The sequence below is a fragment of the Sphingomonas sp. CFBP 8765 genome (assembly GCF_014841445.1).
Taxonomy (GTDB): Bacteria; Pseudomonadota; Alphaproteobacteria; order Sphingomonadales; family Sphingomonadaceae; genus Sphingomonas; species Sphingomonas aerolata.
In genome coordinates, this window is record NZ_JACYTY010000012.1 from 25,210 (window position 1) to 43,746 (window position 18,537).

The window sequence follows — 18,537 nt, forward strand, 5'->3', positions numbered from 1 at the left end:
TGCTGAGCCCAAGCTTCACTCGCTGTTCCGCCAACGTTCTCAAAAAGGTCGGTCAATCGGGGCTTTTATATCGCTTCGGGCGTCCGTCACGTCGTTAGAAACAGATGCTAAATTGCTAGGTCTCGACAGCGGTCAACTCGGGCGATGTCCTCATCGGGCTAGCCGGTTGCGGTAGACCATCGACGTTCAAGATGTGGTGAAGCGATCAAACTTGCCGGGCGCGGCATGCTGGGCGGTGGATCAAACACACCGTTGGCCAGGTAATTGATGGCGGTGACGACGCCTGCATGCGAAAAAGGTTTGGCTATCACGCCATGCGCGCCAGAAAAGTCTGGGGGTATCTTCGATACATTAGCAGTGACGAAAACAATCAGTGCGTCGGGCCAGTGCGCCCGTATGTAGTGGCACACATCTAGACCGTTCGAGTCGTCCGCCAGATGTATATCGACGAATGCAAGCTGAGGATTAAGGTCGTCGGGTAACGCTTCGACATCCTGAAGGCTCGCGGCTTCCGCCAGAACACGGTGGCCGCTGTCCTCGACCATGGCCTCGATGTCCATCGCAAGGAGCATCTCGTCTTCGACGATCAGGACGTCCAGCCGGTTGGTCATGATCCTACCCCGGTTTGCGGAAATGTGATCGTCACACACGTTCCGGGCGCATTGTCTTCCCAAGTCGCCTCGGCATGAGCCTGACGGGCGAGGCGGGTTATCAATGAAGTGCCGATGCTTCTGCCACGGGCGGCAGAGGGCATGCCGGGTCCGTCATCGCATATGCGAATGGTGCCGTGGTCATCACTTCCCTGGACCACAAGGCTCAAATGTCCCGACCGACCATCCGTGAAGGCGTGCTTGACTGCGTTGGTCAGGATTTCGTTGAGGATCAGACCGAGCGCCGACGCATTGGCGGCATCCACGAATAGCGGCTGCGCCCTGACATCCAGTGTGATGTCGCTGCGTCCACTTGACCCTACCACGTCCGAGACAAGGCTTTCTGCGAAACTGCCGATATCGAAGCGGGCAATATCAGAGGACTGGTATAGCTGACGATGCACCACGGCGAGGGCGTCAACGCGCTCCAGCATGGAATCGAGCTTCGCCGCTACCGAGGGATCATCGATCGTTCGCACCTGAAGCCGCAACAGCGACCCGATCATCGTCAGGTTGTTTTTTACCCGGTGATCGACCTCGTGGAGTAGGATGGTTTTGGCATCAAGCGCGGCGCGTAGATCAGCGGTGCGCCATTCCACCTCCCGCTCGACCAAAAGCTTCTGATCGTTGATGATCCTCTGGGCTTCGACCCGGTCGCTGACGTCGAGCTGGGATGCAAAAAAGAAGCGGATCACACCGTCCTTGTCTCTGACCGGGGACAGATACAGAGCGTTCCAAAAGGTGGTGCCGTCTTTGCGATAGTTCAGCAGGTCGACGTCGATATCATGCCCGGCCGCTATAGCTTCGCGCACCTTCGCAACCGATGCACGATCGGTGTCAGGGCCTTGAAGGAAGCGACAGTTACGCCCAACGATCTCGCCTCGCGTGTAACCGGTCAGCTCCTGAAACGCGACGTTACAAAAAACGATGGGATTATCGTCCTGTGCCGGGTCGGTAATTACCATCGGCATACGCGTAGCGCGTACAGCGGCTGCGAAGGGATCGCCTCGACCGTGTTCGTATTCAAGAGCGTCGGTTAGATGCCAGTCGTCGCGTTGCTTCAAGATTGCCTCCGGCGAAGGCCGGAAGGCTTCACGTCCCCGTGAAACGTAATCTGCCTGGGTTGGTTCCCTGGACTGTACCCTTCATTAAAAATGCGAGTTTTTTTTGCGAAGTTCATTAGGTAGGTATGATGCCAATGCCGCCCCCTTCCGCAGACTTCCCCAATGCCGCCAGCATTACCAGGAGGGAAATATTCGAACAGGATTGGTCGCTTACGTCGCTAGGTTCGATGAAGGGTTGGCCACCATCGTTGCGCTCAACCCTCGCACTGATGCTTGCATGCCCGACCCCTATGTTCCTCGCGTGGGGACCGGAGCTGCTATGCTTCTATAACGACGCATACCGGCCGTTCCTAGGTTACCGGCTTGATGCTGCCCTTGGCCGCCCGTTCAGGGAAGTCTGGGGAAGCATCTGGGACGACATCGGCCCCTTGGTCGCTGCTACCCTTGCCGGGGAGTCGCGGACCATGACCGACATGCCGCTCAATCTCAGCCGTAGGGGCGTCGACGAGGAGGGGTGGTGGACCTTTACCTATTCACCCGCCTTTGACGATGAGGGTACGATTGCGGGTTTGTTTTGCGTCACCAGCGAGACGACGGCGCAGGTTGTAGCCGAGCGGGGATTGCGTGACCTCGCAGAGACGCTGGAAGAGCAAGTGCGCGAGCGTACCGCCGCGCTTCTGCTCTATCAGAACATAGTTCAGTCCGATCAGGCACCGGTGTGCGCCTTCGACAGGGATTGCCGCCTCATCGCCTTCAACCGGGCGCACAGTGACGATTTTCACCGCATCTACGGCTACAGGGTCCAGATCGGTGATGACTTCCCCAGCCTGTTCCTGCCCGATCAGGGCGCTGTGATCCGTGGTTTTATGGAGCGCGCCCTGGCTGGCGAAAGCTTCACGATCGTCGAGGAGTTCGGCGACCCCGATCGCGCAAAACCCTATTGGGAAGTCGCCTACTCACCACTGCGCGATGAGGAGGGAAGGATCTTTGGTGCGTTCCATCATGCGCGGGACATCACTGATCGCGTCCGCGCCCAGGCTGAGCTTCAGGGCGCGCAGGAAGCCCTGCGTCAGTCGCAAAAGATGGAAGCGGTGGGTCAGCTTACCGGTGGTCTGGCTCATGACTTCAACAATCTGCTGACCGGCGTGATGGGCAATCTGGAGCTGCTGCATCTGCGCATCACACGGGGCAGGACGGACGATCTCGAGCGCTTCATCACCGCCGCACAAGGAGCTGGAAATCGAGCTGCATCGCTTACCCAGCGATTGCTGGCGTTCTCGCGACGCCAGACCCTTGATCCCAAGCCTACGGACGTCAACCGTTTGATCGCCGGGATCGAGGAACTGATCCGTCGCACGGTCGGACCGGAAGTCCAGATGGAGGTCGTCGGCGCGGCCGGACTATGGCCGGCGATGGTCGATGCCAGCCAGCTCGAAAACGCCCTGTTGAACCTGTGCATCAACGCTCGCGATGCCATGCCGGGGGGTGGCCGCCTGACGATCGAAACCGCCAACAAGTGGATGGACGGGCGAGCGGGACGGGAGCGCGATATCGCACCGGGGCAATATCTGTCGATCTGCGTGACGGACACCGGCACTGGCATGACACCTGAAACGATCGAGCGGGCCTTTGATCCGTTTTTCACGACCAAGCCGATCGGGCAGGGAACCGGTCTGGGGCTATCGATGATCTATGGCTTCGCCAAACAGTCCGGCGGGCAGGTGCGCATCTACTCGCAGATCGGCGAAGGTACGACCCTTTGCATCTATCTGCCCCGCCATCGCGGTGACGTCGATAGTGCTATCGATGCGGAAGGCGAGGATGGCACCGCCATATTGCGCGCGGAAGGTCGTGAAACTGTCCTAGTCGTTGATGACGAACCGACGATCCGACATCTGATTGACGAGGTTCTTGACGAAGCGGGTTATCACGTGATCGAAGCCGGTGATGGTGCCGCAGGCTTGACGATACTTGAATCGGGCACCCCAGTCGATTTGCTTATCACCGACGTAGGGCTGCCGAATGGTATGAATGGCCGCCAGGTCGCAGATGCGGCGCGAGTGTTGCGCCCCAACTTGAAGGTGCTTTTTATCACCGGCTATGCCGAGAATGCCGCAGTCGGCAATGGCCACATGGAACCCGGGATGGAACTGCTGACCAAGCCGTTTTCAATGACTGAGTTGGCACGGCGAGTGCACGACATGCTTGGTACCAACCGGACAGACTAGGGTCAGGACTCATTGGTCATAGCCAGAAGATGACGGTGGCCGCGAGCGCGACGGCAGAGAAGAAGACGGTTGGGCAGCGGTCGTAGCGAGTGGCGACGCGACGCCAATCCTTCAGACGGCCGAACATGATCTCGATGCGGCTGCGGCGCCGGTAGCGGCGCTTGTCGTATCTGACCGGCTCGTTGCGCGATCTGCGGCCCGGGATGCATGGCTGGATGCCCTTGGCTTCCAGGGCGTCCCTGAACCAATCGGCGTCATAACCACGGTCGCCAAGCAGCCACTGCGCTTTCGGCAGATCGTCGAGCAAGGCTGCCGCGCCGGTGTAGTCGCTGACCTGCCCGGCGGTCATGAAGAAGCTCAACGGCCGCCCATCCGCATCGCTGACGGCATGCAGTTTGGTGTTCATGCCGCCTTTCGTGCGGCCGATCAGGCGGCCGAGATCCCCTTTTTTACCCGCAGACTTGATGCCGTGCGGTGTGCCTTCAGGTAGGTCGCGTCGATCATGACCGTTTTCGGTACGGCTTGCGCTGCCGCGAGCCCCTCCATCATGCGCAAGAAGACTCCCCTCTCGCCCGACCGCTTCCAGCGATTGTAGAGCGTCTTGTGCGGCCCATAGTCCTTCGGCGCATCACACCAGCGTAGCCCGTTGCGATTGACGAAAACGATGCCGCTGAGCACCCGCCGATCATCGACCCGAGGCTTGCCATGGCTCTTGGGAAAGAACGGTTGCAGACGCACCATCTGCTCATCCGTCAGCCAGTACAGGTCGCTCATCCACGCTCTCCTCACGGAGCCTGAATCAGATCGCGCCTCTCACATCAATGGGTCCTGACCCTAGTTCAATATGCTCCTTCTTGTTCGGCGGCGCGCGACGACTAGGATCGGGCCATGTCGATTGAAACTCGCCTACGTCAGCCACTAACGCTCGCTGCGCTGTGTTCCATTGCGCTGTTGGTATCACTGGCAGCGTTGGTGACGGCGTTCATCCTAAGCCTTGCGAGTGCGGGACGGAACTTTGACCGCGCCGGAATCGCGCAGGCGCAGCTTGCGGCCGTGTCGCGGATCGAAACGCTGGCAAACACCGGGGACGCTGCGGCGCTGCGCCCGCATCTCCACGCCTATGCACGATTGATCCGCACCGAGACGGCGCTGTTACCTACCGCTTCCGCCGAACACGCAGCGCAGGTGCGTGAGGCGGTGGATGCGGACCATCTCGCTGTGCTGGCCGGCGATCCGAAGCGGCGCGGCGAACTCGCGGACCTGGTCTCCCGCATCGTCGCACGGGAACGCACAGAAGCCGCGCGGATCGGCGCGGACATGATCCGGCTGCGGGCGCGAACGACGATCCTGGCCGTGCTACTCGTGCTGGTGGCAGGCGGATCAGCGTTGCTGGGAGCGTTGGGGTTGATCGCAGCCAATCGCCAGCTCGCCAATGAAGTTTCGGAGAAGACGGCGGAACTTGCCATGATCGATCAATCGCGTCGGCTGTTCTTTGCAAAAGCCAGCCATGAAATGCGGACTCCGATCACCGTGATGCGGGGAGAAGCGGAAGTAGCGCTGGCCGATTTCGCTGCCGAGCCACGTGCACTGCGCGAGGCGCTCGGGCACGTCGTCGCTAATGCCGAGTTTCTCGAACACCGGATCGCTGAATTGCTAGCCTTGGCGCGCGCGGATGACGGTCAGCTTCAACTCGCGCGCGAGCTGATCGATCTGGCGACGCTGGTAGAGGGGGCGGGCGACGCCGCACGTGGTTATGCGCGCTCGGCCGAGGTAGCGCTGGCGGTCGAGACTATGGTGCCGCCGCTGACTGTGCGGGGCGACGCGCGGTGGCTGCAACAGGCGGTGCTTGCAATCGTCGATAACGCGGTAAAGTTTTCGCCATTCGGGGGAACCGTTACCGTACGGCTCACGACCAATGATGATGCGGCGCGGATCGATGTGGTGGATCAGGGATCGGGCGTGGCGGACGAGGCTTTGCCGCGGATCTTCGACGCCTATTACCAGGGGGATGCGGGGCGATCGCGGGGCGGCACCGGGCTCGGCCTGTCACTCGCGCGGTGGGTCGTCGAGCAGCATGACGGATCGATCCATGCCGCCAACGCGCTCGCCAATGGCCTGAGCGTCGGCTGTACCGTGACGATCGACCTTCCCTTGGTACCAGTATGAAGATCCTGTTGGTCGAGGACGATGCCGGCATCGGCCGTTTCGTCAGCCGCGGACTGACCGCGCGCGGGTATGAGGTTGCCTGGGAACGCGCGGCGCGGGAGGTGCCGACGATGCTGCGAACCGGCGGATTTGCCGCCGCACTGCTCGACGTGGGCCTTCCCGACCGTGACGGGATGGACCTTTGCCGGGCCCTGCGTGAAGACGGGATCCGGGTGCCGATCCTGATGTTGACGGCGCGAGGAACGTTACAGGACCGGCTCGACGGGTTCGACAGCGGGGCGGACGATTATCTCCCCAAGCCGTTCGCATTCGAAGAACTCGTCGCGCGACTGGCGGCGATCGTCCGTCGGGGAGCGGACGCCGCACCGCCGCCAATGCGCTACGCCAATCTCGCGCTCGACCCGATTTCGCGGCATGCGCTGGTCGACGACCGCCCGCTCGCGCTAAGCCGGCGTGAGTTCGACCTGCTGCAGCGGCTCGTCGCGGCCAATGGCGGCACTGCGACACGAGTGGCGCTGGCCGCTGCTGTCTGGGGCGCAGATGCCGGGATCAGCGACAACGCGCTCGACGTCTATATCGGCTATCTTCGCCGCCGACTGAGCGAACTTCGCGGAGCGCCGGCGATCGAGACACTGCGCGGTCGTGGCTTCCGGCTAGTGCCATCGACCAAGGTATGACGTAACCTGAGACCGATCTCAGGCAAGTGTCGATCAGCCAAGTTATCGTTTCCTCAGCGACGCAGATCGCAGGCGTTGGGGGGATGCAGCATGAAGACCCGTTTCCGTTGGCTGGCCGGTGTCGCCCTGATTGTCATGCCGGCCGCTGGCCACGCGCAGCCGCAAACGCAGACAGGCCTCTCCCCCGAAATCATCGTGACTGCGACCCCGCTGTCCGACGTCGGCGAAGGGACGCTGCCCTTCCCCGCACAGACCACCAGCGACGAGGAGATCGAGGCCGCGCACGCGACCGACATCACCGACTATCTGAAGCGGATGGCGGGCGGCGTGTTCGTCAACGACATCCAGAACAACCCGTTGCAGCCCGATATAAACTATCGCGGCTTCACCGCATCGCCGCTGCTCGGCACGCCGCAGGGGCTGTCGGTCTATGTCGACGGCGTCCGCGTCAACCAACCGTTCGGCGACGTCGTCAGTTGGGACCTTATCCCCAAATCCGCAATCCGTTCGATGACTCTGGTGCCAGGATCAAACCCGCTGTTCGGGCGTAATTCGCTGGGTGGTGCGATCTCTGTCCGGACCAAGGATGGCAAATCCGACCCCGGTGTCGAGATCGAGGCGAGCTATGGATCATTCGATCGCCGTACCGTCGAGGTGCAGGCCGGCGGCAATGCCGACAGCGGTTTCAACTGGTTCCTGAGTAGCGATTATTTTGCCGAGGACGGCTGGCGCGATGTCTCGCGGTCGGAGGCGGGGCAGGCATTCGGCAAGCTTGGCTGGTCTGATACGAAAACCAACGTCGCGCTGTCGGGAAGCTATGCGAAGACCGACCTCAACGGCAACGGGCTACAGGACCAGCGCCTGCTCGAACGTGATCGGTCCAGCGTCTACACCTATCCCGACACTACCCGGAACACCGCGTACCTGATCAACCTCACGGGCGACCACCGGTTTTCCGACGTTCTCTCCTTTGCCGGCAACGCATTTTTCCGCAGCATCAGGACGCGCACGTTCAACGGCGACATCAACGACGATGCACTCGGCGAGAACCTGTATCAACCCAGCGCCGCCGAGCGCGCCGCACTGACCGTGGCCGGATATAGCGGCTTCCCGGTCGCGGGCGAGACGCAGGCCAACACCCCCTTCCCCGGATGGCGCTGCATCGCCAACGTGCTGCTGAACAGCGAGCCGAACGAGAAGTGCAACGGGCTCGCCAACCGTTCGAACACACGACAGCGCGAGTTCGGCGCGACCGGTGAGCTGACGCTGAAGACGCCAGTCGGGGGCGGTTTCAACGCGCTGACGGTAGGCGCGAGCTACGTCAACGGTCGCTCGGTGTTCGTCCAATCGTCGCAATTCGGCTATCTCACGCCCGACCGCGGCATCGTCCCGGTTATCGGCGCGGGCGCGTTCGCAGATGGGACGCAGGACTCCGAACACGCATTCGATGCGCGCGTCGACCTGACCGGCCGCACGACCACGCTCAGCGCCTATGCGCTCGATGCGTTCGACGTCAGCCGGACGCTGCATGTCGACCTGTCCGCGCGCTATGACCACACCGTCGTCCATAACCGCGATGGGCTTCAACCCGGTGGCGGTACCGGATCGCTCGACGGCGACCACAAGTTCGACCGCGTGAACCCGGCGATCGCGCTGCGCTGGAGTCCGACCGAGACCTTCGCGATCGATGCGGCGCTCGCCCAGACCAGCCGTGCGCCATCGGCGATCGAACTTGGCTGCGCGGACCCCGAGAGCCCCTGCCGCCTGCCCAACGCCTTGGCGGGCGATCCGCCGCTCGACCAGGTCGTTGCGCGCACCGTCGAGACGGGCATCAACGCCGACCTCCACGGTATCGCGCTGCGTCTCGGCGCATTCCGCACTGTCAGTCGGAACGACATCCTGTTCGTTGCCGACGATACCGCGGGCTTCGGCTATTTTCGCAATTTCGGGAAAACTCGCCGCCAGGGTATCGACGTCGATCTCGCCGGCGATGTCGGCCCGGTTCACCTGACCGGCCACTACACGCTGCTCGACGCGACCTATCGCAATGGCGAGACCGTCGACGGCTCGGGCAACAGTTCGAGCGAGCACGTCGCGCCCGGATTCGAAGGCGAGATCGACATCGAGAAGGGTGATCGCGTCCCACTGATCCCGCGACACATCTTGAAGGCCGGCGCACGCTGGAAACCGGTAGAGATGCTATCGCTCAGTGCCGACATGATTGCGATTTCGGGCGTGTATGCGCGCGGCAACGAGAACAACGAGCATGAGCCCGACGGGGTGTACTACCTCGGCGAGGGCAAGACCGACGCGTATGCGGTCGTCAATTTTGGCGCGGAGATCCGCCCGGCCCGCCAGTTGACGATCTTCGCACAGCTCAACAACGCGTTCGACAAGCGCTATGCGACCGCCGCGCAACTGGGCGCGACCGGGTTCGATGCGAGCGGCAACTTCGTCGCGCGACCGTTTGCCGGGCCGGTGATCGACGGCGAACGGCCATTAGCGTCGTCGACCTTCTATGCACCGGGTGCCCCACGCTCGATCCAGGTCGGCGCCAAAGTGCGGTTCTGAGGTCTTGGTCGGCGCTCGTCTTGTGCGAGAAAACAGCATGTCTCCCCGCGAAAGCGAGGCTCCAGACTGGGCTCTCGCCTTCGCGGCACAACAAAGCCGTGCAAGCTGTATCTCGACCGGACGAGGGCAGAACGCTAGGCTCGCTTGCCCACCAGTGGCAGCGATCGTTCCTCAAGACCCGGATAGAAGTGCGACACCGACCGCTGTAGCTCATAGCGCGCGGCCTTCATCGCAGCGAAGCGTGGCGGGATCGCGATCTCGCCGGCTTCGACTGGATCTAATCCAGCCTGGATCGCGTCGGTCAACGCCATATCGATCCAGTCTATCCAGTCGCGGGTCTGGTCGATCGCGGCGTGCGGCGTAGAATCGATCGGCCCATGGCCGGGAATCACCCGGAGCTGTCCCAACACCTTCAGCGTATCGAGCGACGTACGCCAGTGCGGCAGGTCGGCATGCGGCGTCGATGGCGCACGATCGTGGAACACCAGATCGCCGGCAATCAGCGTCCTCGTCGCTTCGTCATAGATCGCAAGGTCTGCGCCGCTGTGCCCGGCCAACGCCAGGAGCCGGAGCGTGCGGCCGCCGATCGTCTCGCTGGGCGTAGCGATCACATGACCGGGGATGTGCAGCTCGGTCCCGCGCATCCAGTCGCCCAGCAGGCGGTACATGCCATCCGAAAAGCCCGGCCCTTCGCTTTTGAGCTCGGCGATCAGCGCGGGTGTCCCGGCGATCTGCGGAGGCTGGAACGCGGCATCACCGTAGGTGTGATCGGGGTGAAGATGGGTCAGATAGACGCGCGCGACAGGCTTGCCGGTCAGCTTTTTTGCAAGCGCGGTCAGCTCGGTACCATAGCGCAGCGACGGACCCGCATCGACCAGCACTGCGCCGTCCGCGGTATCAAGGATCGTGACGTTGGCGATCGCGCCGCCATTGCCCATCAGGATCGCGTCGTCGGCGCCGCGCACCACCCAGATGCCATCGGCGACGACCTCCGGTTTCAGGCCATATTGAAACGCGGCTGCCACGACCGGCATTGCTGCAACGCTCGCCAGGCAGCCGCCGACGAATGCTCGTCGGTGAATCAGCGACCTGCTCCCTGCACTGCTGCATTCACCGTTGCTGCGGTCAAGGTGCCGGCGTATTCGATGCCGTTGGTGTCGCGGCCGTCGAACGAGACCGACTCGCCTGGCTTGATCTTGGGCATGAGCGTAAGGACCGGATCCTCGGCAACCGACGCCTGCATATGAACCGTGCCGATCGCGCTGCCGCCCGAGGACGTGACCTTTATCTGTTCGAGATAATAGGCCGGGATATTGTCGACGAAGCCGGTGTCCATCGGATGCCGGAACGACAGCATGATACGCGCAGCACCGGCACTTTCCCAAAGCCGCCCGCGGGACTCGCCGAGATGCTGCGCCCAGTCGCCCTTGACGCGGCTGACCGGTGGTGCCGAACAGCCGCCGCCCGCCGCGTCGATCCAGCCACCCGAGACGAGCCAGCTGCCGTCCTTCAGCTGTACCGCTCCGCGCACCGGCGTGCGCTGATCGAGCTTGATCCGGGTCGCGATGAACGGCTCGGCATTCGCCAGAGTGAAATCGATCGATTGCTGGATCGGGTTCATATCGGCGAAGATCACGATCCGCATGACGTCGGGTATACCGCGCGCATCGACCTGGACCGGAAAGGAGCGCTGATTTTCCGCGATCTTCGGAAAGTCGACCTTCACTCGCGGATCGAACCGGACGACCGCGTTTTCGCCGAACACCTGCTTGCCGACATAACCGAACATCGGCGAGCCGAGCTGGTCCTTCGGCAGCGCCGCACCGGCGGTGGCAGAAAAGGCCGAAAGGCCGGCGAGCAAGATGCTAAGTGTCTTCATACCTTGGTAGAAAGGTACGCACGAGAGGGATGCGCTACAATCCGACTTTGGGAGGAGAGCCGCGGTGATTCGTATCTTGGTTTTCGCGGTCGCAGTCGCTGCGCAAACGGTCGCTCCTCGCTCCGATATCGACGCCACGACCGGATACCGCACCGCGCATTACCGCGCGATCGTTCCGACCGCCCCCGAGCGCGTACCAAGGATCGATACGACGACCGTGGCGCGGCTGCGCACGAAGAAGCGCGCCATCCTGATCGACGTGATGCCGGCCGAGGGTGGCGTACGCGATGCGGCGACGGGCGTCTGGCGGCTGGCCAAGCCGCGTCCGAGCATCGCTGGGGCGCACTGGTTTCCCGAAGCGGGGCGCGGGGTGGTTGATCCCGGCATCGCGGCATGGTTCGAAACGGGCGTCGCATCGCTTCGCGGCAAGCGCGATCCGCGTCCGCTGATCGTGTTCTGCCTCGCCGACTGCTGGATGAGCTGGAACGCCTCGCGCCGGTTGGCGAAGGCGGGGTACGGGCATGTCTATTGGTATGCGGACGGTACCGATGGTTGGAGCGAAAGCGGGCGACCGCTGGTCGATGCGGTGCCGTTCGGACGTGAATAGCGCATCCTCGAGGGGTGGGATGGGTAGGTATGGGGCAGGCGCAATCCCGTCACGAACCTACCCATCCCGGGCCCCTCCCTTCGCTGGGGAGGGGTAAAGACGTCACCCGGTAAGGCGTTGCGCCGCGGGGCTTATCGTCGTGAAGTTCGGAACATCGCCGAACACCTCTGCTGCTACCGGCGCTGACATCGCCGCATCGCGCACGGCCCCATCGGTGAAGGTCAGTACCGCCACCGCGACGGCAGCCGGCGCATCGTCGTCGGGAAACAACGCCAACGCATCGGTCAGGCCTAGCGGTCCCCATTTCTCCTTCACGAGCGGCATGTGCGTGTCCGTGTAATAGGCGCGATCGAAGCGTGCGCCTTCAGTGACGGGATAGCTGACGAGCAGGATACCGGCCATCCTACTTCGCCTGTGCGAGTGCGGCGGCCATGCGCTTGCCGGCCAATCCAGGGACCTTCACCGCCTTGGCCGCGGCAAGGTTCGCGGAGGGGCCGTTGCCGACCTGGACGACCGCGACCATGCCCATCGCGTAATGGGGCTTGCACTTGATGCCGTAGATGCCCGGCTTGGTGACGGGGAGAACGAACTCCTTGTTCATCAGCCCCGAACTCGGTGCGACCCCGTCAGGCAGCATCGTCGGGATCGTCTCGGCGTTGTGGCTCGGGTTGGTCGGGACGAAGTGGATCACGTCGCCCGGCTGCGCCTTGATGAAAGATGGCTCGAACACCATCATGCCCCCCTGCCCGCTGGTCTTCATATGGACGGTGACGTCCTTGGCGGATGCGGGTGCCGCCGCGAAAACGACGGTTGCCGCCAGTGATGCGATGATAAGCTTCATGCGATACTCTCCTGAAACGCGCGCGGCTCGACCCGCGATTGCCGTCCCCTCACGCACGCTGCGGCACGATCCCGCAATTGCCCTTTGGTGCAATGGCGCGTGCGCCGCAGCAGGTCGATGGTCGCTGCAAGCCACAGATACGTCCGCCACCACTGACGCGCGGGCGAATTGTACCGAGGAGGGATTATCATGCTGCAGCAGGCACTCGACCAGTTGAAGGGCCAGATCGCGATCCGATCGAAATACGACAATTACATCGGTGGCGAGTGGGTCGCGCCGACCAAGGGGCAGTATTTCGACAACCCTTCCCCCGTCACCGGCAAGACGGTGTGCCAGGTCGCGCGCGGCACCGCCGAGGACATCGAGCTGGCGCTCGACGCCGCGCACGCCGCTAAAGACGCCTGGGGCAAGAGCAGCCCGGCCGAGAGGGCCAACATCCTCAACAAGATCGCCGACCGGATGGAGGAAAAGCTCGATCTGCTCGCAATGGTCGAGACGATCGACAACGGCAAGCCGATCCGCGAGACGACCAACGCCGATATCCCGCTCGCAATCGACCATTTCCGCTATTTTGCCGGCTGCGTCCGCGCGCAGGAAGGCGGCATTTCCGAGATCGACCACGATACGATCGCCTATCATTTTCACGAGCCGCTGGGCGTCGTCGGCCAGATCATCCCGTGGAACTTCCCGATCCTGATGGCGGTGTGGAAGCTCGCACCTGCGCTGGGTGCCGGCAACTGCGTCGTGCTGAAACCCGCCGAGCAGACGCCGATGTCGATCATGGTGCTGATGGACGTGATCGGCGACCTGCTGCCACCGGGCGTGCTGAATGTCGTCAACGGCTTCGGCGTCGAGGCGGGCAAGCCGCTCGCGCAGAACAAGCGCATCGCAAAGATCGCGTTCACCGGCGAGACGACCACCGGCCGCCTGATCATGCAATATGCGACGGAGAACCTGATCCCCGTTACGCTCGAACTCGGCGGCAAGTCGCCCAACATCTTCTTCGCCGACGTGATGGACGCCGACGACGATTATTTCGACAAGTGTCTCGAAGGCTTCGCGATGTTCGCGCTCAATCAGGGCGAGGTCTGCACCTGCCCGAGCCGCGTGCTGATCCAGGAATCGATCTACGAAAAGTTCATCGCGCGCGCGATCGAGCGGGTGAAGGCGATCAAAATGGGCTCGCCGCTCGATCCCTCGACGATGATCGGCGCGCAGGCGTCGAACGACCAGCTCGAGAAGATCCTGTCGTACATCGATATCGGCAAGGCGGAAGGTGCCAAGATTCTGACTGGCGGCGAACGCGCGCAGCACGACGGCGAGTTCTCCGACGGGTATTACATGGAGCCCACGATCATCGAGGGTAACAACAGGATGCGCGTCTTCCAGGAAGAGATCTTCGGACCCGTCGTCGCGGTGACGACCTTCAAGGACGAAGCCGACGCGCTCGCGATCGCCAACGACACGCTCTACGGCCTCGGCGCCGGCGTCTGGTCGCGCAACGGCACGACCGCCTACCGGATGGGCCGCGGTATCCAGGCCGGGCGCGTATGGACCAACTGCTACCACCTCTACCCTGCGCATGCCGCATTCGGTGGCTACAAGCAGTCGGGCATCGGCCGCGAGAACCACAAGATGATGCTCGATCACTATCAGCAGACCAAGTGCCTGCTGGTCAGCTATTCGGCCAAGGCGCTTGGCTTCTTCTGATACAGCTTCTGGTACGCACGCGAGATCGGATCCCCTTTCTCCCATGATCTCGCGACCGCACTGCGGCGGGCCTCAGGGTCCGCCGCATTTTTCCGTTTTCAAGGCTGGCTCCATGACCTTTGCTACGCTCGCCCCGCCCCGGATCCTGTCCACCGCCGCTGCCGATGCGCTGATAGCGAAGCTTGCCGCGCAGCACGGCCCACTGATGTTTCACCAGTCCGGCGGCTGCTGCGATGGGTCGGCGCCGATGTGCTATCCGGCAGAAGAATTCCGCGTCGGAACGCAGGACATCCTGCTCGGGCGGATCGCGCCCGGCACGGCGGAAGGTGGCGTCCCCGTCTGGATCGGCGCCGCGCAATTCGACTATTGGCGGCATACCCAGGTGACGATCGACGTCGTCCCGGGGCGCGGCGCGGGGTTCTCGCTCGAAGGACCCGAGGGACTGCGCTTCATGATCCGCAGCCGCGTCTTTACCGACGCCGAAGTCGATGCGCTCGACGCGGCCGGCCCGCCCGAGCGTGGCGCCTGACCCGGTCGATCGGCGGATGACGGGACTGCCCAAGCATGACATGATCGCGGCGATGTTCGTTCCGCCTCACCCGTCGCGTGCACCGTCCTCACCGATCCGTGTCGCCGCGACCCGCGTGACCGATCCCGAACTGGCGATCCGCGATCTGTTCGGTCGGCTCGATCTGCCCGAACTCGCTGGCATCGTCCTGTTCTGTTCGAGCCGATACCCGCTCGACGCATTGGCCGAAGCGATCGGCAGCCGTGCCGAGGGTCTGACGATCGTCGGTTGTACGTCGTCCGGCGAGATCACGCCGGACGGATTGGACGAGGGCACGATCACCGCGATCGGCTTTCCCGCGAGCGATTTCCGATTGAGCGCGACCTGTTTCGAGAATCTCGACACGTTCGATGCGCGCGTCGCACAGCAGACGGTGCGCTCGATGGTCGCCACCGCGGCGCTGCCAGGACCGCAACTGGGCGACACGCCAAGCCACGCCGCGATCTTCCTGGTCGACGGGCTTTCGCATCGCGAAGAGATGCTGACGCTGACGTTGCAGGATGCGCTGGGCGAGGTGCCGCTGATCGGCGGCTCGTCGGGCGATGGCCTCGATTTCCGCGAGACGTTCGTGTTCTACGAAGGGCAGTTTCGCCGCGACGCCGCGATCGTCGCAATCCTGTCGTCGTCGCGACGCATGAAGGTGTTTCGTGCGCAGCATTACGGCCCGGGCGGCGTCAAGATGGTCATCACCGTCGCCGACCCGGTGACGCGCATCGTCCATGAGATCAATGCCGAGCCCGCGGTCGAGGAATATGCGCGGCTGATCGGCACGACCGTGGCGGAACTCAGCCCCAACCACTTCGCGGCACACCCGCCGATGGTCCGCGCAGGCGGCGAATATTTCGTGCGATCGATCCAGACCGCGAACCCCGATGGTAGCCTCACCTTCTACTGCGCGATCGACGAGGGTATCGTCCTGACGTTGGGCGAAGCGACCGACATCATGCAGAATCTCCACGACCTGTTCGAAAATCTCGATCTTTCGGTCGGCGGGATCGACCGTATCCTCGGCTTCGACTGTGTCCTGAATAACGTCGAGGTTGAGCAGCGCCAATTGCGCAGCGCGGTATCGGCGCTGTTCGCAGATCGAGGTGTCGTTGGGTTCAATACGTACGGCGAGCAATATCACGCGCTGCACGTCAACCAGACTTTCAGCGGGCTGGCGATCGGGCGATGATCGCGGATACTGATGGGCATCGCGACGACCGGGTCGCCTCGCTCGAAATCCAGCTGGGGAAACTCGCGCGGATCAACGCGTCGCTGATGGGCCGGGTCGAGCGATCGACCGATCTGCGCGGCAACGCTTTTTCGGTGTTTGAGACCGCGATCTCGCTGGAGGGGAAGGTCCGTGAACGGACGGCGGACCTGGAACGCGCGCTCGGCGAACTCGCCTCGACCAACGCCGAACTCGCTCAGGCGACCGACGCCGCAGACAGTGCACGCCGCCGTTTGGGCGACGCGATCGAAACGATCAACGAGGGATTCGCGATCTTCGACGCGGACGATCGGCTGGTGCTATGCAACCAGACCTATTTGTCGCTTTGGCCCAAGGTCGCCGACCAGATCGTACCAGGTGTGCGCTTCGACGAGATTCTAGGCAAGATCGGCGAAACCAGCGGGATGCTCGGAGCGATGGTCGCACCCGATCGCTGGATATCGGAGCGTGGCGCGGCGCATGAGCTCGCTGAGGGTGGCCAGGTTATCGCGCTTGCCGACGGCCGCTGGATCCAGGTCAACGAGCGGCGCACAACCGAAGGCGGCGTCGTCGGCGTCTATACCGACATCACCGACATCAAGGCCGAGGATGCCCGATTGCGCGCGCGCGAGCTCGCCGAGCGCGCGGTCGTGTTGCAGGCGACGCTCGATGCGATGCCGCAGGGCGTGTGCGTGTTCGATCGTGAACGCGCGCTGCTTGCGTGGAACGATCCGCTGCTCGCGTTTCTCAAGCTGCAGCCGACGCGGGCAAGGCTGGAAATAGCGGAGCACGCCGCATTGATCCAGTGGTGCCGCACCGCGTTACCGCGTGCCGACGCTGCCGACACGCTTGGCTGGCTCGGCGAAGGAGAACCGGAAATCGTAGCAGTTCGCGCGCTGGAGGATGGCCGCAGCGTCGAGGTGCGACGATTGCCGATGCCGGGAGGCGGCATGGTGATGAGCTTCGACGACGTCACCGACCGGCTGCGTGCGGCGGCGGCGTTGCGCGAGACGAACGAGACGCTCGAACGCCGGGTGCAGGAACGCACTGCCGCGGTCGTCGCGGTCAATATGGAGCTTCAGCAGCAGGTCGCTGAACGCGTCGCCGCCGAGGCCGCGATGCGCGAGGCGAAGACCGCCGCGGAACAGGCGAACCTGTCGAAGACACGGTTCCTCGCCGCCGCGAGCCACGATCTCTTGCAGCCGTTGAACGCCGCGCGATTGTTTGTCTCGGCCTTGGCAACACGCCGATTGGCGCCGGCGAATCGGACGTTGGTCGAACAGACCGGCTCGGCGCTAGACTCGATTGAGGACTTGCTCGAAGCACTGCTGGAAATCTCGAAGCTCGACGCAGGCGCGGTAACGCCCGAGATCACTGACGTGCCGCTCGGCGAATTGATGCGCGCGCTGCACGCCGAGTTCGCGCTGGCGGCAAGCACGCGCGGGTTGACGCTGACTGTCGAGCCGACCACCGCCTGGGTCCGCACGGACGCGCGCCTGCTGCGACGAATCCTGCAGAACTTCTTGTCGAACGCGCTGCGCTACACCCGGCAGGGTGGCGTTGTGATGGCCGCACGGCACGAAGGAGCGCATGTCCAGATCGCGGTCACCGATACTGGTGCGGGGATCGATCCCACGCACCATGGTGAGATCTTCGAAGAGTTTCGCCGGCTGAACTCGGGGCATGAGCGTGGCATGGGTCTAGGCCTCGCGATCGTGCAGCGTGCCGGGCGAATGCTAGACCACCCGATCGGCGTGCGATCGGCGATCGGTCAAGGGTCGACCTTCTGCGTGACGGTGCCGCTGACAGTCGAGGGTACGCGTCAGATTTGCGCCGCCACCCCCGCCGCCCGCCGCGGGATCGCCGCGCGCACCGTGCTAGTAATCGACAACGAGGAAATAATCCTCGAAGGCATGCGGGCCGTACTGGAGGGCTGGGGTTGCGACGTCTTGACCGCGGTCGGTGGGTCCGAGGCGAGGGAAGCGATCGCCGCGTCTAGCGCACCGGTAGAGGTGATCCTGGCGGACTATCATCTGGGTAACGGCATGACCGGGGAAGTCGTCGTGGCCCAGTTGCGTACGTTGCTCGACCGGCCGACACCGGCGGTGATCATCACCGCGGACCGCGAACCGGACCTGCGCGACCGGTTGCTGGGTGCCGGTCTGCATGTATTGCAGAAGCCGGTGAAGCCGGCGCAGTTGCGGGCGTTGCTGGCGCGGCTGACAGGGTAGAACACGCAAAAGGCGATTGTCATCCCCCGGGGGGGGCGCCCGAAGGAGGGGGTGGCAAACGACCATCTCCGTTCCGTAACCTCCCCCTCAGTCGCGTTCGCGACACCCCCTCCTGGCAAGGGAAGGTTAAAAGCTCGAATGTCGGTAAAC

Annotated in this window: 16 protein-coding genes; 9 read left to right on the forward strand and 7 right to left on the reverse strand. The window is 63.3% G+C overall.

Annotated elements, in window-relative coordinates; all coding sequences use genetic code 11:
• Positions 1 to 158 precede the first annotated feature (158 nt).
• Both IFT87_RS18940 and IFT87_RS18945 read right to left on the reverse strand, forming a co-directional pair.
• A complete protein-coding gene (locus tag IFT87_RS18940) occupies positions 159 to 611 on the reverse strand; it encodes a response regulator (protein WP_056678011.1) in 453 nt (150 codons plus the stop codon).
• Positions 608 to 1,714, reverse strand: coding sequence for a histidine kinase dimerization/phosphoacceptor domain -containing protein (locus IFT87_RS18945; protein WP_192191621.1), 1,107 nt, complete (start codon positions 1,712 to 1,714; stop codon positions 608 to 610). The genes IFT87_RS18940 and IFT87_RS18945 overlap by 4 nt, the downstream gene beginning before the upstream one ends.
• Positions 1,715 to 1,839: 125 nt before the next feature.
• Between IFT87_RS18945 and IFT87_RS18950 the strand changes: the two genes are divergently transcribed.
• The gene (locus tag IFT87_RS18950) at positions 1,840 to 3,942 is read left to right on the forward strand and encodes a PAS domain-containing protein (RefSeq protein ID WP_197975368.1); all 2,103 of its coding nucleotides are present in this window, start codon (positions 1,840 to 1,842) and stop codon (positions 3,940 to 3,942) included.
• Between the two features lie 16 nt (positions 3,943 to 3,958).
• Here the strand turns inward: IFT87_RS18950 and IFT87_RS18955 are convergent.
• A protein-coding gene (locus tag IFT87_RS18955) for an IS5 family transposase (protein WP_192191623.1) occupies positions 3,959 to 4,716 on the reverse strand; the annotation gives its coding sequence in 2 pieces (ribosomal slippage) (positions 3,959 to 4,395 and positions 4,395 to 4,716; 759 coding nt in all).
• Positions 4,717 to 4,830: 114 nt separating this feature from the next.
• Between IFT87_RS18955 and IFT87_RS18960 the strand changes: the two genes are divergently transcribed.
• The 3 genes from IFT87_RS18960 to IFT87_RS18970 all read left to right on the forward strand — a co-directional run bounded on the left by IFT87_RS18960 (position 4,831) and on the right by IFT87_RS18970 (position 9,356).
• A complete protein-coding gene (locus tag IFT87_RS18960) occupies positions 4,831 to 6,108 on the forward strand; it encodes a sensor histidine kinase (protein WP_192191624.1) in 1,278 nt (425 codons plus the stop codon).
• Entirely contained in the window at positions 6,105 to 6,785 is a 681-nt protein-coding gene (locus IFT87_RS18965; RefSeq protein ID WP_031441036.1) for a response regulator transcription factor, read from the forward strand. Before IFT87_RS18960 ends, IFT87_RS18965 begins: the two co-directional genes overlap by 4 nt.
• Before the next feature lie 90 nt (positions 6,786 to 6,875).
• Positions 6,876 to 9,356 (forward strand): TonB-dependent receptor, encoded by a 2,481-nt coding sequence (locus IFT87_RS18970; protein WP_192191625.1) that lies wholly within the window; start codon positions 6,876 to 6,878, stop codon positions 9,354 to 9,356.
• Positions 9,357 to 9,490: 134 nt separating this feature from the next.
• Here the strand turns inward: IFT87_RS18970 and IFT87_RS18975 are convergent, their stop codons facing one another.
• Positions 9,491 to 10,390 (reverse strand): quinoprotein relay system zinc metallohydrolase 1, encoded by a 900-nt coding sequence (locus IFT87_RS18975; protein ID WP_192191626.1) that lies wholly within the window; start codon positions 10,388 to 10,390, stop codon positions 9,491 to 9,493.
• Between the two features lie 47 nt (positions 10,391 to 10,437).
• Positions 10,438 to 11,235 carry a quinoprotein dehydrogenase-associated SoxYZ-like carrier gene (locus IFT87_RS18980; protein WP_042467285.1) on the reverse strand — a complete coding sequence of 266 codons (798 nt, stop codon included), beginning with the start codon at positions 11,233 to 11,235 and terminating at the stop codon, positions 10,438 to 10,440.
• 64 nt (positions 11,236 to 11,299) lie between these two features.
• Here IFT87_RS18980 and IFT87_RS18985 point away from each other — a divergent pair, with 64 nt between their 5' ends.
• On the forward strand, positions 11,300 to 11,842 hold the full coding sequence (locus IFT87_RS18985) for a hypothetical protein (RefSeq protein WP_082446289.1): 543 nt from the start codon (positions 11,300 to 11,302) through the stop codon (positions 11,840 to 11,842).
• Positions 11,843 to 11,944: 102 nt separating this feature from the next.
• Here IFT87_RS18985 and IFT87_RS18990 read toward each other — a convergent pair whose 3' ends face one another.
• Positions 11,945 to 12,244, reverse strand: coding sequence for an EthD family reductase (locus IFT87_RS18990; RefSeq protein WP_031441032.1), 300 nt, complete (start codon positions 12,242 to 12,244; stop codon positions 11,945 to 11,947).
• 1 nt (position 12,245) lies between these two features.
• Positions 12,246 to 12,683, reverse strand: a complete 438-nt coding sequence (locus tag IFT87_RS18995; RefSeq protein ID WP_031441031.1) for a pseudoazurin — start codon at positions 12,681 to 12,683, stop codon at positions 12,246 to 12,248.
• Between the two features lie 189 nt (positions 12,684 to 12,872).
• Here IFT87_RS18995 and adh point away from each other — a divergent pair, with 189 nt between their 5' ends.
• From adh to IFT87_RS19015, 4 genes are all read left to right on the forward strand, one after another.
• The gene (gene adh / locus IFT87_RS19000; RefSeq protein ID WP_056025322.1) at positions 12,873 to 14,393 is read left to right on the forward strand and encodes an aldehyde dehydrogenase; all 1,521 of its coding nucleotides are present in this window, start codon (positions 12,873 to 12,875) and stop codon (positions 14,391 to 14,393) included.
• Between the two features lie 112 nt (positions 14,394 to 14,505).
• Positions 14,506 to 14,922, forward strand: a complete 417-nt coding sequence (locus IFT87_RS19005; RefSeq protein ID WP_031441028.1) for a DUF779 domain-containing protein — start codon at positions 14,506 to 14,508, stop codon at positions 14,920 to 14,922.
• Between the two features lie 40 nt (positions 14,923 to 14,962).
• Entirely contained in the window at positions 14,963 to 16,138 is a 1,176-nt protein-coding gene (locus IFT87_RS19010) for an FIST N-terminal domain-containing protein (protein WP_151992476.1), read from the forward strand.
• The gene (locus IFT87_RS19015; protein ID WP_031441026.1) at positions 16,135 to 18,387 is read left to right on the forward strand and encodes a hybrid sensor histidine kinase/response regulator; all 2,253 of its coding nucleotides are present in this window, start codon (positions 16,135 to 16,137) and stop codon (positions 18,385 to 18,387) included. The genes IFT87_RS19010 and IFT87_RS19015 overlap by 4 nt, the downstream gene beginning before the upstream one ends.
• The last annotated feature ends 150 nt before the right edge of the window (positions 18,388 to 18,537 follow it).